General features: G+C 71.5%; 9 protein-coding genes. 6 read left to right on the forward strand and 3 right to left on the reverse strand.

The genetic code is table 11. The features are described from left to right. The first annotated feature begins 445 nt into the window (after positions 1-445). The 4 genes from FHU30_RS11645 (at position 446) to FHU30_RS11660 (ending at position 6192) form a co-directional block, all read left to right on the forward strand. Positions 446-1891 carry an outer membrane protein assembly factor BamB family protein gene (locus FHU30_RS11645; RefSeq protein WP_253874837.1) on the forward strand — a complete coding sequence of 482 codons (1446 nt, stop codon included), beginning with the start codon at positions 446-448 and terminating at the stop codon, positions 1889-1891. A gap of 83 nt (positions 1892-1974) precedes the next feature. Continuing rightward, positions 1975-3459, forward strand: a complete 1485-nt coding sequence (locus FHU30_RS11650) for a PQQ-binding-like beta-propeller repeat protein (RefSeq protein ID WP_253874838.1) — start codon at positions 1975-1977, stop codon at positions 3457-3459. Positions 3460-3592: 133 nt separating this feature from the next. Continuing rightward, the gene (locus FHU30_RS45980; protein ID WP_301322949.1) at positions 3593-5299 is read left to right on the forward strand and encodes a serine/threonine-protein kinase; all 1707 of its coding nucleotides are present in this window, start codon (positions 3593-3595) and stop codon (positions 5297-5299) included. A gap of 332 nt (positions 5300-5631) precedes the next feature. Continuing rightward, the gene (locus tag FHU30_RS11660; protein WP_253874839.1) at positions 5632-6192 is read left to right on the forward strand and encodes a hypothetical protein; all 561 of its coding nucleotides are present in this window, start codon (positions 5632-5634) and stop codon (positions 6190-6192) included. 124 nt (positions 6193-6316) lie between these two features. Here FHU30_RS11660 and FHU30_RS11665 read toward each other — a convergent pair whose 3' ends face one another. Continuing rightward, entirely contained in the window at positions 6317-7450 is a 1134-nt protein-coding gene (locus tag FHU30_RS11665) for a hypothetical protein (protein ID WP_253874840.1), read from the reverse strand. Between the two features lie 1357 nt (positions 7451-8807). Here FHU30_RS11665 and FHU30_RS11670 point away from each other — a divergent pair. Together FHU30_RS11670 and FHU30_RS11675 are read left to right on the forward strand one after the other, a co-directional pair. Beyond that, positions 8808-8987 carry a hypothetical protein gene (locus FHU30_RS11670; RefSeq protein WP_253874842.1) on the forward strand — a complete coding sequence of 60 codons (180 nt, stop codon included), beginning with the start codon at positions 8808-8810 and terminating at the stop codon, positions 8985-8987. 996 nt (positions 8988-9983) lie between these two features. Beyond that, positions 9984-11867 carry a serine/threonine protein kinase gene (locus FHU30_RS11675; protein WP_253874844.1) on the forward strand — a complete coding sequence of 628 codons (1884 nt, stop codon included), beginning with the start codon at positions 9984-9986 and terminating at the stop codon, positions 11865-11867. Between the two features lie 167 nt (positions 11868-12034). Here FHU30_RS11675 and FHU30_RS11680 read toward each other — a convergent pair whose 3' ends face one another. Continuing rightward, positions 12035-12337 (reverse strand): DUF397 domain-containing protein, encoded by a 303-nt coding sequence (locus FHU30_RS11680; protein ID WP_253875320.1) that lies wholly within the window; start codon positions 12335-12337, stop codon positions 12035-12037. Further along, on the reverse strand, positions 12337-13203 hold the full coding sequence (locus FHU30_RS11685; RefSeq protein ID WP_253874846.1) for a Sco1979 family transcriptional regulator: 867 nt from the start codon (positions 13201-13203) through the stop codon (positions 12337-12339). Before FHU30_RS11685 ends, FHU30_RS11680 begins: the two co-directional genes overlap by 1 nt. Position 13204 lies beyond the last annotated feature (1 nt).

A 13204-nucleotide genomic window follows, 5' to 3' on the forward strand; every position in this document is an offset into this window, starting at 1 on the left:
CTCGACAAAGCACCTTCTGTCAAAGTGGCCGACCGTGGTCGCCCACAGCTCCCGAACGTCACCGCTAGAACCTTCCGTCCCCGCCAGCGGGCTCGACTCGTTACGCAGACCGCACCTCTGGCTGCGCTACTCCTCCCCGCCTGTGCAATGGGCGGTTCTCACCATCGTCAGCGGTGCGGGGTGCGGCTTGGGGAGTTGGCTGTCCGGTGCCGACGCCCAGGCCGCCGCGCGTGTGGGCGTCCTGTTCGGTTTGGCGTTCGGCACCGTGGCCTCGTTACTCCTCGCCTGGTCGATCCGGCGAGTTCTGGCGCAGTCGGAAGCGGAGAACCGAGTAGTACTCGGCGTTCTCGCCAGCGCTGTTTCCCAAGGCCTCCTTCCGGACGATCCCGCGCTGGACCCTGCGTTGGCCCGCTACATCGCTTGGCGCCGAAACCGGCTGCGGCCGATGCGGTGGTCCGTTCTCTGGCTGGCCTGCGCCGCCGTATTCGGCCTGGCCACATCCCTGCTGACGCACAGCTTCAGCGGCTACCTGACCGGTGCGGTTCTTGCGCTGGCGTTCGCCGCGTCCTTGGGCGAAGTGCGGCGGAGCAAGGTTCGGATGGACGTCCTCGAAGCGGCCATGGCGAACCGGGGCGCGTCCGGCGGCCCAATGTCCTCGTCTGATCGTTCGGCGCGGCGCACTCGGCGGGAACGCGCCTGCATCGTCGTGGTCGCGCTCTTGACGGCCGGTGTCGGGGTGGCCGTCGTCCTCATCCCCCACGGCGGTGAGCTGCACGGGCCGTACGGGACGTTCCCCTCGGCGATCACGCCCCCGACCAGCGGGATGTTGCGCACCGGTGCCGCGGTCCCCGACAGTGCGCTCGCCTTCCAGGGGCTCGCGATCGAGGAGGATCGGGAGGTGGGCGATGACAACCCGAACCGCTTGTCCATCGCCGACCTGCGGACCGGCAGGCCCTACTGGATCCGGGACCTGCACGAACCGGTCTTCGTGGCGAAGGCCGTGGACGCCGCGACGGGCGGGGTCGCGGTACTGACTCGTTCGGCGGGCTCCGATTATCGGCTTTCGATGTTCGATCTGCGGTCCGGGCGGCAACGGTGGCGCGCCACTGTGTCAGGCAGCGCCGGGGCGCCGTTGCTGGACGAGGGCGGTGTCGTGGTCGTCTCGTCCTCGGAAGGGCTCACTGCCTTCGACTCGCGCACCGGTCGGCAGCGCTGGTTCACGCGCTTCCCATCCGGATGTGTCATCCGGCCGTTCTCCCAAGGGCTCAGCGGGGTTCTGCTCGTGGGCCTGTTGTGCCCTGACGGTTCCCGGCTCAACGCCTACGAGCCGCGCGACGGACGTCGGCGGTGGTCAGCGCCCACGACCTGGCTCACCGGTGACGATGTGGACTGGAAGTCGCAGGGACGCCAGTTCACCACGTCCGGTAACTCGCTCGTGGTGTCGGACTGGAACACGACGGCGGCCTTCGATCTGACCACCGGAGTCCTCAGCCGCGTCGCCGCGGCCCAGCGAGGGGAACTGGCCGGGACGATCGGCGGCGGAGCCGAAGTCACCGGCTGCATGCAACCGTCCCGGCGGGAGGCACCGGAAGGGCTCTGCGCCGTCGCCCCCGCCACAGGTCGGCCTCTGTGGCAGTACCGGATGCCGAAGGGCTGGGAACTGGCGGATTCCACCAGCGGGATAGTCGAAGCGCGCGGCCGGGTGTACGTGATGGCAGTTGCCGCTGGGAAGAAGCGTTCGCTGCTTGTCGTGGACGTCCAGACCGGACGGCAGCTCGGCGAGCTGAACATGGCCGGATCTGACGGGACGGAGCTGAAGGTCACCTCGGGTGGGGACGTCGTGTTGAGCGGCTTCCTGGCGCGGTCTTCGCAGGTGCTGGTCGGGTCATGACAGGAGAATCGGTGAACGTTCCGGCGCGGCACCTCCAAGCTCCCACGCGGCGCCTCCAAGCTCCGACGCGGCGACGCCAGGTGATGACGACCGTGCTGGCCGTGCTGACGGTGGCCTGCGCCGCCGGGCTGTCCCTGTTCGCGACCGGCTACGGGGACGACGGCCCGTCCTTGGCGGCCGAGCACGGCACGTCCGGCCCGTCGCGATCACCCGCGCTCAGCGGGCCGGGGCCGGGAGCGGGCAACCTCACAGCCGACTGGTCGACCACCCTGATCGCCGACAGGCCCTGGTTCGCCGCCCGCCAGGACGTCCTGCTGGTCGGGTCGTCCTCGGGCATCGACGGCTACGACCCGCACACCGGAACCCGCCGCTGGTACTTCCACACCTCCAGCCCCGACGCCAAGGACTGGAGTTACAGGATGAGCGGTCCCGTGCTGACCATCGACCGGGGCTACGCCCACGGGACGTCGGGGCCCGACCTGCGGACGGCGCTGGACCCGTCGTCCGGGCGCGTCCTGTGGAACAAGCTGAGGTCTGAGCAGCTGCGCGGCAACAGCGCGCTCGGCAATCTGGAGAGCGCCCCGTACACGCCGTCCATCTCGGCGAAGGGTGAGGTCTCCGGGCCGGACTGGCACACCATTGGAAGGGTTCCCGCCGGCTTCGGCACCAACCGGTTCCAGGCCCGAGTGTCCGGCGACTACGTCGTCATCCCCGGCGAGGACACGTCGGAAAAGAGCCCGGGCAAGGGCACGACGGACCAGCATTATCTGGCCGTCATCAACACCCGCACCCGCAAGTCCCGCGTTCTGCGAACCGGCATTCCGCGTGCGTTCACCGTGAGCGGCACCCATGCCTACCTGGTGACCGGGAACGTCGGCTCGGGAACCGGCCTGCCGATGGCCTCTCCAACGATCGAAGCCGCGCTCCTACCGGCCGGTCTGGACGTGATCGACCTGACCACCGCGAAGTCGCGACGGCTACCGCTACCGGTTCTGGGCGGCAACGCCGTCGCCAGCCCCACGCAGAGCTACCCGCAATGGATCGCCGCCGGCGGCGGACACCTGTTCCTCGCTTCCATGTCCCAGCAGGGCGGATCCCGCGTGCAACTCAGCTCGGTTTCGGTCTCGGACGCCAAGGAGCCCTTGGCCTTGGGAGGCGTCCGGCCCTCCGACTGGCCCGACCCCTGCCGCCTGGCGCCACACCACTCCAGCGCGCCTAACGAGACCGACCCGGGCCACCTCACGATCGACGGGACGACCCTGCCGAGAGTCGGATGCACTTACAAAGTGGCGAGCGGCGAAACGGTCAACGTGACCGTCGGCTGGGTCGCTGCGAGCGACCGCGCCGCGCACCAGCTGTTCAGCGGCCTTCCGGCCGGTCAACCGCAGAACGTCGGCGACGAATCCGCCACCTATCCGGGCTCGAACGGCGCGGGTGCCAGGACGATCGCACGCGTGGGCCGCACGGTCGTCATCTTCCTCGTCAACCACCGTCCCTCCCCGCCCGACGCCGCTTCCCAGAGCTTGATGACCGAGGTCGCCGCCACCCTGCGCACAGCGAACCCCTGAACAGCCACACCCCGTATAGGCAGGCGTTCTCGCGCGAACGCTCCGAGATCCCGAATTCCACTGACTCCCTGACCTTGACCTTCCCGACGTGTAAGGTCTTCCGCGATCTTCTGGACGGCGCGGGAGGTACCGGATGCAGGCGGAGCAGTCTCCGTGGACCGGCGTCGAGCCGCTGACCTCGGACGACCCGTCCTCGGTCGGCGGGCTCCGGTTGCTCGGCCGGCTCGGCGAGGGCGGGATGGGCGCGGTCTACCTCGGGCTGTCCGACTCCGGCCAGCGGGTCGCGGTCAAGGTCGTCCGGCGGGACATGGCGGCCGACCCGGGCTTCCGCGCGCGGTTCGACACCGAGGTCGCCAACGCCCGCCGGGTAGCCTCGTTCTGCACCGCCCGCGTCCTGGACCACGGCGAGTCCGACGGCGTCCCGTACCTGGTCACCGAGTACATCGCGGGCCCGTCGCTGGCCGACCACATCGAGGCGGAGGGCGCGCTGGGCGGCGGGTCGCTGCGCGGCCTGGCGGTCGGCGTCGCGACGGCGCTGGCCGCGATCCACGCCGTCCGGCTCGTCCACCGGGACCTCAAGCCGCGCAACGTCATGCTCGCCGAGGACGGCCCGCGCGTGATCGACTTCGGCATCGCCCGCGCGCTGGACGCCGACGACCACCACACCCGCACCGGCGGCTTCGTCGGCAGCCCCGGCTGGTGCGCCCCCGAGCAGGTCTTCGACGGCCGCGTCTCCCCGGCCGTCGACGTCTTTGCCTGGGGCACCCTCGTCGCGTACGCCGCCACCGGCCGCCACCCCTACGGCGTGGGCAACCTCCCCACCCTCGCCGCGCGGGCCCAGCAGGCGCAGTTCGACCTCTCCGGCGTCCCGCCCGAACTCCTCCCCCACGTCCAGGCCGCCCTGCACCCCGACCCGTCCGCCCGCCCGACCTCGTACGACCTGCTCCAGCGCCTGGTCGGCACCGACAACCCCCAGGCCGCAGCCAGCACCGTCATCAACCGCGAGTGGTCCCCGGCCCTCCAGCCCGCCACGCGCCCCGCCCCACCACGACGCCGCACCTGGCTGATCACCCTCATCGCCGCCGCCACCACCGCCCTCGTCGTCGCCGGCGTGACCGCGGGGGCCCTCGCCCTGGCCTCGGACTCCCACGGGAAGAAGGGCTCGGCGCACTCCCCTGGCGCAGCCCCGAAGCCGGCGTCCAAGCCGGCCGGGAAGGCGGAGTTCGTCCGCATCGCCCGCCCCTGCGACCTGGTCTCCCCCGCCCTCCGCGACCAGATCACCCCGCAGGCCCTCGTCGAGCCCCGCAGCAACTCCAACCCGCAGGACCTCGCCACCGACGGCGCGCAGACCGGCTGCACGCTGACCTCGGAGAAGTACGACTCGGAGGACCCGTCCACGGTCGGCGACAAGCAGCTCATCCTGTCGATCAAGCTTCGCCGCACCGGCCCGGGCCGCGACGGCACGACCGAGGCGGCCCGGGACACCGCCGCGTACAAGGCCGACCTCCTGCGGAAGGCGGGGACGAACGCCGGCGGGATGCGCTTCGACGACGTGCGCGTCCTGCCCGGGCTGGGCGACGAGGCGTTCGTCAGCGGCGCGCACGGGACGACCGACGGCAAGGGCGACGACCAGCGCTTCCGGACCGCCTCGGCCGCCGCCTTCGTCCGGACCGGCAACGCCGAGATCAAGGCGATCTACGCCTTCAGCTACCCGCTGTCGAACAAGCCGTCCGCCGGGTACGACCTCGTGGCCCGCGAGCAGATCTCCCGGCAGCGCGCGGCGCAGGCCCTCCGGGACGTCCTGGCGAACCTCCAGGGCTGCGCCGACTGCAAGGGATGAGCATGCGGCACGATCCGACGAACCACGACGCCACCAGCGCCGACGCGACCCGGAGCGACAACGCCCGGACCGGCGCCCGGCCGTCCGGCGCCGCGAGCCTCCGGAGGCCGTGGTTGATCCCGGTCGCAGCCTCGGCGGCGACCGCCGTGGTGACGGCCGCCGCCGTGACGCTGATCATGATCTCGACCGGTTCGTCACCCTCGTCGGAGCGGACGGCGGGGAACCGGCCCGTCCCTCCCGCCGTGACATCGTCGGTGAGCGCGCTGCCTCGGCCGCCCGCAGGGATACTGGCCTCCGCGCCTCCTCCCTGCACGCTGGTACCGCAGCAGACGGTGGAGCGGCTGGTGCCGCAAGCCGTGTACTCGGACGTCGGGTCCGGCCCGATGAAACCGAGCGAGGAGCGGACCTGCGACTGGGACCAGCCAGGTCACGAAACCGACGTCAGCCGGCAGAGCCGCCACCTCACGCTGTCCCTGACCCTGGACGAGCCGAACAACAACGACGGTCTCACCGCACAGCGCAGCTTCGCGTTGGACAAGGAGGCCGCGGAGAAACGTTCCGGCAACTACGCGAACCTCACGCCGACCAAGGACAGCCGGATGGTGGAAGGCCCGTTCAGGCCGGTGGCCGGCCTGGGTGTCGACGCGTTCACTTCCGAGTACCGGACCGTCGAGGGGCCACCACTGCCGACCGACACCCAGGCAGTCGAGCTGAAGTTCGCCTATCGCGGCCTGCTGGTCGAGATCACCTACAGAGGCGAGGACACCGTCGCCGGCAAGCCGGGCGAGCAGAGCGTCACCCCACTACCAGCAGAAACCGCCCGAACAGAGACGCTCGCCGTGGCTCGCGAAGTGATCACCACCCTGAACACATGCCGCACCTGCGGCAGCTAGCGTTCACCCACATCCCCGGCCGACTCACCATGAACCCAACCGAACATCCGAGCACTGAACGAGGCCAGAGGACGCGGCGGGCAGGCATACGGCGCCGCTGCTTGGCGTGCTCGCGCCGCCCTATTCAAGGGGTGCGGCGGCGGATCTCGTTGATGATCTTCTGCATGTCCTCCTTCTCGTCGGGTGGACCGGTGAGCTGGACGGCCACGGCGGTGTCGATGGGGCCGCCCTGGCGGGAGGCGAAGACGTGGCTCATGGCGACGCGGACGACCTTCTCGTTCTTGGTGTTGGTGCCGGTCTCCTCGGCGTACTGGGTGGTGGGGTCGGTGGCGCGCCAGTCCTTGGCGGTGATGACCATGGCGTTGCGGGCGGACTCGCGCTGGGTCGGGCCGCAGCCGGACGGGCAGGGCTGGATCGCGACGAGGCCGCCGGCGCTGGTGCCGCCGGTCGGCGGGAAGCCCTTGCCCTCGTGGGCGCAGATCCAGCGGTCGGAGAAGGGCGGTTTGTCGCTGCGCATGCAGCCCCACTCGTCCGGGACGTTGAAGTTGAAGGGGAAGCCGTTCAGCTTCATGAAGTAGAGCTTGTCGCCGCTGCCGAAGCTGGGGCCCGCGACGTGGGCCTTGTCGTCGGTGGCGTTGAGTTTCGGGACGTCCGTGGTCGACGGGGACGGGGTGGTACTGGGAGTATCGGGCGCCACGCGCGGCGGGGCGGGTGAGTCCGCCGTCGTCGTGCTGCCAGAACGGTCTGCGATGACGAAGTAGGCGACCGCGGCCCCGGCGATCACGATGGCGGCGAGGGCGACGACCGGGATCAGCAGCGGCGCGCGGGACTGCCTGGGCGCGGGCGCGTAGACCGGCGGCGGGTTGTGCGGCTCGGGCGACCAGTGCGGCGCAAAGCCAGGGACATGCGCGGGACTCGGCTCAGCGGTTGACAGGGCAGTGGTGTCCAGCAAGCCGAGGACATCGTGGACCGCGCCGCCGATGTAAGGGACGGCCACCCAGATCGGCGGGTTGGTCGTCGAGGACGCCACGATCTCGCGGTTCTCGGCGAGCGCGCCGACAGCGGACGCGAACCGCGCGCGGACGCCGGGGTCGGCGGCGGCCGTCGGGTACGGGACGCCGAGGACGACCTGGGCGCGCCGGTGATCCTCGGCGAGGAAGAGCGTGCCGGCGCCGTGCGAGCTGAGGCGGCCGAGCAGCGTGAACCCGCCCATCAGCCTGGGGTCGGCGATCCGCAGCGGTTCCGGGTTCGGCTCCACGGGACTCCCTTCGTCCAAGGCCCGAATTCCGGGCCGACAGGGCGCTTCTGCGGCAATTCGGCAAGGTTAGGCCAGACAGCCCGCCCAGACGCCCCCGTAGGCCCCCGTCCAAGGCAGGCCCCCGCCCCGAAACCGAAAAGCGCCCAGTGCAGATCAAGGCGGGATCGCCCAAAGGCGTCCCACGGGTACCGGTCACAAGCAGACGCCGGGTCCAAAGCTGCCGCTCGCGGACGGCCGGGATCGTGCGGACGGCCGGGATCGTGCGGACGTAGAGAAGGCACGGACACCGACACAGGACGGGCGCGATCGCGATACCGGCACGAGCCCGGGCGCTGGTCGCGGACGCGGGCGGTACCAGCACTAGGGACGGCACGACCGCAGGCGGGACCAGCCGTGCACGGGCGCGAGCGCGGCACAGGGACGGCGCGGCCGCGGCATAAGCGCGGGTGCGGCAAGGACACGGGGATTACGGGCTCGGGGGCGGGGTGGCGAGCTTGGGGACGGAGTGGCGAGCTCGGGGACGGAGTGGCGAGCTCGGGGACGGCACGGACGTGGGCGTGGCGCAGGCACGCCGTGGGGCGCGGAGCATGGGGTGCGGGCACAGGACGGGCGCGAGCGCGGCAGGGGGACGTCGCGGGCGCGGCAATAAGCGTGGGTGCGGCACGGACACGGGGGTTACGGGCTCAGGGGCGGCACGGACGCGGTAGCGGCGCGGGGCGCAGGCACAGGACGGGCGCGAGCGCGGCACGGACGCAGGCACGGGCACAGGGCGGGCGCGGTACCAGCACGGGACGGCGTGGGCGCGGCATAAGCGCGCGGGCGGCACACGGACACGGGGGTTACGGGCTCGGGGACGACACGGACGCGGTAGCGGCGCGGGCGCGGGTGTGGCGTGGGCACGGCGCGGAGGGGCGCCACGAGGAACGGGCACGGGGGCGGTACCGGTGCGGGGCGGGCGCGAGGGTTGGAGCGCGTGGGCAGGAGTGCCGTGCGGGGGCCGCGGGCGGGGGGCGTTGTGCAGGGCGGGGCTGGAGGCGGGGTTCGCCGTTGGGTGTGGGCAGACAGGGGTGGCGTGGTGATCAGGGGCGATGTGGGCGATCAGGCGTGATGTGGGCGGACGAAGCGATGTGGTCAGTTGGGCCGAGAAGGAGGGCGGGGCCGAGGAGGGCCGCGAGGCCGGGGAGGGCAGCGGGGAGGGGGAGGGCGGCGGGGAGGGGGATGAAGTTAGCGGTGCGAAAGTTTTTTGGGGAAGCGGCCGCTCGGCAGGAATAGCCGGAAGGATCTTGCGGTTGCAACCATCGACGCGTACAAGATCCCGCACAGCGGGTGACCCCTGCTCGACACGAAGGAGATCATCATGCAGAGCAGCATTCCGAAACCCCGCCAGGACGAGCGTCCTGCCGTCCGAACCCGCTCGCTGCGGGCGCTCGCGGTGGCGGCGCGGCTGGAACGCCATCACGCCCCCGAGGCGCCGCCAGGCTCCAGGGTGGGGCGCGCCGCACACCGGCCCGCCCAGCGGGCCGCCGAGAACGCCTGAGCCCTAGCCCCCACAGCCACCCCACCCGCGCGCCGGGCCTGCGCCTGAACGCCCGCCCCGGCCATCACCCCGGCCGCAAATCCTGTAGCTGCCCGGCCCGCAGGCCCGACCGTCGCCTGAACGACCAGCCCGCCCGGCGCCTCATCCGGAGGCCCGGGCGGCGCCCGCGTTACAGGTCGCGTCCGGACCTGAGTCGCAGGGCCGGACGGGGCCTGAGTTGCAGGCTCTTCCGGCGGCTGAGGCGCAGAGCCGGGCGGCGTCTGCGTCGCGGGCCCCGTTGGGGCCGGAGTCGCACGTTCCCCCGGCGGCTGAACCGCCAGGCCCGGGCGGCATCTGCATCGCAGGTTCGGCTGGGGTCTGAAGCACAGGCCCCGTAGGGGCTTTAGCCGCAGGTTCTCCCGGCGGCTGAACCGCCGGGCCGGGCGGCTTCTGCATCACGGGCCCGTTGGGGCCTGAGTCGCAGGTCCCTCGGGCGGCCGAACCGCAGGGCCGGTCGGGGCTTGAGTTGCAGGTTCTCCCCGGCGGCTGAACTGCCAGGCCGGGCGGCGTCTGCATCTCGGCCCTGTTGGGGCCGGAGTCGCAGGTTTCCCCTGCGGCGGAACCGCCGGGCCGAGCGGCGCCTGCAGCTCGGGCCCGTCCGGACCTGAGTCGCAGGCCCCTCCGGCGGCCGAACCACAGGGCCGAGCGGCGTCTGCAGCTCGGGCCCGTTGGGGGGCCTGAGTCGCAGGATCTCCCGGCGGCGGAACCGCCAGGCCGGGGGTGTCTGCGTGACGGGTTTCGTTGGGGGCTGAAGTGCAGGGTCCGTAGGGGGTTGAGGCGTGGGGGCCTGCGGCGGTTGAGGTGCGGGTTTGGGCGGGGTTTGGGACGTGGGTGCTTTCGGGGCCCTCGCGCGAATATTCGTGCGGGGGCCTCGGGCGCACCACGGACAAACTAGGATTTTCCAACCAGACCACGGGAACGGAAGCGACGGGAGCGAGCCGAGTGACGGACAGGACGATGCCCGACGCACAACCGCTGCGGGCCGGCGATCCGAGCGGCCTCGGCGCGTACGAGGTGCTCGGACGGCTCGGCGAGGGCGGGCAGGGCTCGGTGTTCCTGGGCCGTAGCGCGGCCGACCGCACCACGCTCGTCGCGATCAAGCTGATGCACACCGGGCTGGCCGGGGACGAGGGGGCGCGCGCCCGGTTCGTCCGCGAGCTGGAGGTCGCCAAGCGGGTCGCGCGGTTCTGCACCGCGCAGGTTCTCGACGCGGACGTGGCGGGCGACCGACCGTACATCGTCAGCGAGTACGTGCCGGGGATGTCGCTGCAGCGGCTCGTCCTGGAGGACGGCCCGCGCGCCGCCGGCGCCCTGGAGCGGCTCGCGATCGGGACGCTGACCGCGCTGCAGGCGATCCACCAGGCCGGGATCGTGCACCGCGACTTCAAGCCGCACAACGTGATGATGGGCCCGGACGGCCCGCGCGTGATCGACTTCGGCGTCGCGCGCGCCCTGGGCGCGGCGGGCGAGACGCAGAACGTCGGCACTCCGGCGTACATGTCGCCGGAGCACTTCACGGGTGGCTCGGTCGGCCCCGCGGCCGACATGTTCGCCTGGGGCACCACGATGGCCTTCGCCGCCAACGGCCGCCCCGCCTTCGGCAACGACGACATGGCCGGCGTGATGCACCGCATCCTGACCGGTGAGCCCGACCTCGGCACTCTCCCCGACCCCCTTCGCTCGATCGTTCTCGCTTGCCTGGACAAGGACCCCGCCCGCCGTCCCGGCGCCAAGGAGGCACAGGAACGCCTGGTCGGCGCCGCGACGGGCGTCACCCCCGTGCCCGCGCCGCAGCAGGCCGTGTGGCCCGCCCCCATGGACGCGGCGACCGTCAGCGACCATTCTGGCGCCCCGGGTGACGCCGGCAACTCCGACGCCCAGCCTGTGGATAACCTCGGCGCAAGTGGCCCTTCGCCCTATCCGATCGCTTCGGGATTCCCCAGCGCACCCGGTCTGCAAGGCGCCGACACCCCGGGCAACAGCCTGCCTGGCAACAGCTCCCCCGGGATGCCTGGAGCCGGCGCGTCCGGTATGCCAGGGGCCGAGGTCGGCGCGTTCGCTCAGGGCGCCTCTGGTCCCTGGGGCCACGCGTCCGGTGCAGGGCCGGTCAACTCGGATGGACGGACGAACCCCGGCGCTCCCCCCGGAGGCTGGAACGGCGCTCATCCCAACGGAAGCAACGGTTCCGGTAAGGGTCGCCGAAAGCTGGCCATCCCGATCGCAGCCGCAGCGGCCGTCCTGGCCATCGTGGCAGGCGGATCGGTCTGGGCGGCCACGCGCTCCGGGGGCGACGGCGGCAAGGACAAGACGATCGCCCAAGGCGACGGCGCGAACGGCAATACCCCGACGGGCGGCCCGGGCGGAGGCGCCGCCAACAATCTCGGTGGCAAGTCCTCGTCGCCGAGCGGGAAGCCCAGTCCGAAGCCGTCCAGCAATAGCCCTACCAAGGACAGCTCACCGAAGCCCGGTTCCAAGCCCGGTCCAGATGGCAAGTCGCCGTCCGGGCAGGAGCCGCCTAACAAGTTCACCGCGCAGGGCGCGTGCGACTCTGGCGGGCACGGCGGCGGCTTCGTCGTGCTGCGTTCCATGCCAGTCACGGGCGGGACGGCCTACCTGCTCTACAACAACGCCACCGACTACAACTGCGCCGTCACCATGAAGAGCACAGGTGTAGGCCGCAACACGGCGGTTTCGGTGTGGGTCCAGGCAACCGGAGGCGGCCAGATCGCCGACTCCGGCTCGTACCAGTGGTACGCGGGCCCGGTTTTCGTGAAGGCGCCTAAGAAGTGCGTTCGGTTCGGTGGGAACGGAGCGTCCGCCCCCTGGGGCAACTGCGGCTGATCTGAGGCGCCCACCGCGCTACCGCGCCCACCGCGCCATCACGCCTATCACGCTCTGCCCGCGCCTACGGGCGCGGGAAACGGGCAACGAGCGCGTGGGACGACACGAGAGCGCGGAAAGGGCGTATACCGGCGTCCTAGGGGCCGCTGGCGGCCCCTAGAGCGGTCTCAGTTGTCGGACGGTGTGATGAGGTGGTCGAAGTCGCCGTCCTTCGCGCCGAGGATCAGCGCCTCGATCTCGGGACGGGTGTAGATGAGGGCCGGGCCCTCGGGATGGCGTGAGTTTCGCATGGCGACGCGGTCGCCGGGCAGCTCCGCGATCTCGACGCAGTTTCCTTGGGAGTTGCTACGGCGCGACTTGAGCCAGCGCGCGCCGCGCAGACTGGTCGCGGGGATCCCGTTGTACGGATAGGGGACGGCGTGGGGCCGACCGTCACCGGTCGGGAGCGGGGGCTCGTCGGTCGGGAGCATCATGTCTCTCTGAGGAAATCACCGAGAAGCTCGACGGTGTGCTCCGGGGTCGCACTGTCGACGGACAGGCGTTCCATGGCCTGGAGGTACGTGTCGACGTCGTCGCGCTTGTCGAGGTACATCGCGCCGGTGAGGCTCTCCACGTACACCACGTCCGGAAGGTCCTGCTCGGGGAACCGGAGGATGGTGAACGCGCCGCCCTCAGCGGCGTGCGCGCCGAACTTGAACGGCATGACCTGGATGGTGACGTTCGGCAGCTTGGACACCTCGATGAGGTGCTCCAGCTGGCCGCGCATCACCTCGGGGCCGCCGATCGGCCGCTTCAGCGCGCTCTCGTCCAGGACGGCCCATAGCCGGGGCGCGTCCGGAGCGGTGAGCCGTTCCTGGCGCTGCAGGCGCAGGCTCACGCGTTGTTCGATCTCGCTTTCGGGTGCGCCCGCGTTGCCCTGCTGGATGATGGCCCGCGCATAGCCCTCCGACTGCAGAAGCCCCGGAACGAACTGCAGCTCGTAGGTGCGGATGAGCGCCGCCGACTCCTCCAGACCGACATAGGTCTGGAACCAGCTCGGCAGGACGTCGGTATAGCGGTGCCACCAGCCGGGCGTGTTCGCGTCGCGGGCGAGCTGCAGAAGTGCGTTCCGCTCGCGCGCGTCGCTCACGCCGTACAGGGTGAGCAGGTCTTCAACGTCGCGTTCCTTGAAGCTGACCCGCCCGAGCTCCAGCCGGCTGATCTTGGACTCGGACGCGCGGATGACGTATCCGGCGTCCTGGCGGCTCACGCCCTGCGCCTCGCGCAGGCGTCGGAGCTGTGAGCCGAGCAGGATACGGCGGACCGTCGATCCGGTACCCGGCGTCTCTGGAGCCACG

Source organism: Actinomadura rupiterrae, from assembly GCF_024172125.1.
GTDB classification, from domain to species: domain Bacteria; phylum Actinomycetota; class Actinomycetes; order Streptosporangiales; family Streptosporangiaceae; genus Spirillospora; species Spirillospora rupiterrae.

What these genes read in the sequence shown, in the direction of transcription:
- FHU30_RS11670 (WP_253874842.1), top strand. Translation starts at nt 8,808, where the DNA reads ATGCAGAGCAGCATTCCGAAACCCCGCCAGGACGAGCGTCCTGCCGTC.
- FHU30_RS11675 (WP_253874844.1), top strand. Translation starts at nt 9,984, where the DNA reads ATGCCCGACGCACAACCGCTGCGGGCCGGCGATCCGAGCGGCCTCGGC.
- FHU30_RS45980 (WP_301322949.1), top strand. Translation starts at nt 3,593, where the DNA reads ATGCAGGCGGAGCAGTCTCCGTGGACCGGCGTCGAGCCGCTGACCTCG.
- FHU30_RS11680 (WP_253875320.1), bottom strand. Translation starts at nt 12,337, where the DNA reads ATGCTCCCGACCGACGAGCCCCCGCTCCCGACCGGTGACGGTCGGCCC.
- FHU30_RS11650 (WP_253874838.1), top strand. Translation starts at nt 1,975, where the DNA reads ATGACGACCGTGCTGGCCGTGCTGACGGTGGCCTGCGCCGCCGGGCTG.
- FHU30_RS11645 (WP_253874837.1), top strand. Translation starts at nt 446, where the DNA reads ATGCGGTGGTCCGTTCTCTGGCTGGCCTGCGCCGCCGTATTCGGCCTG.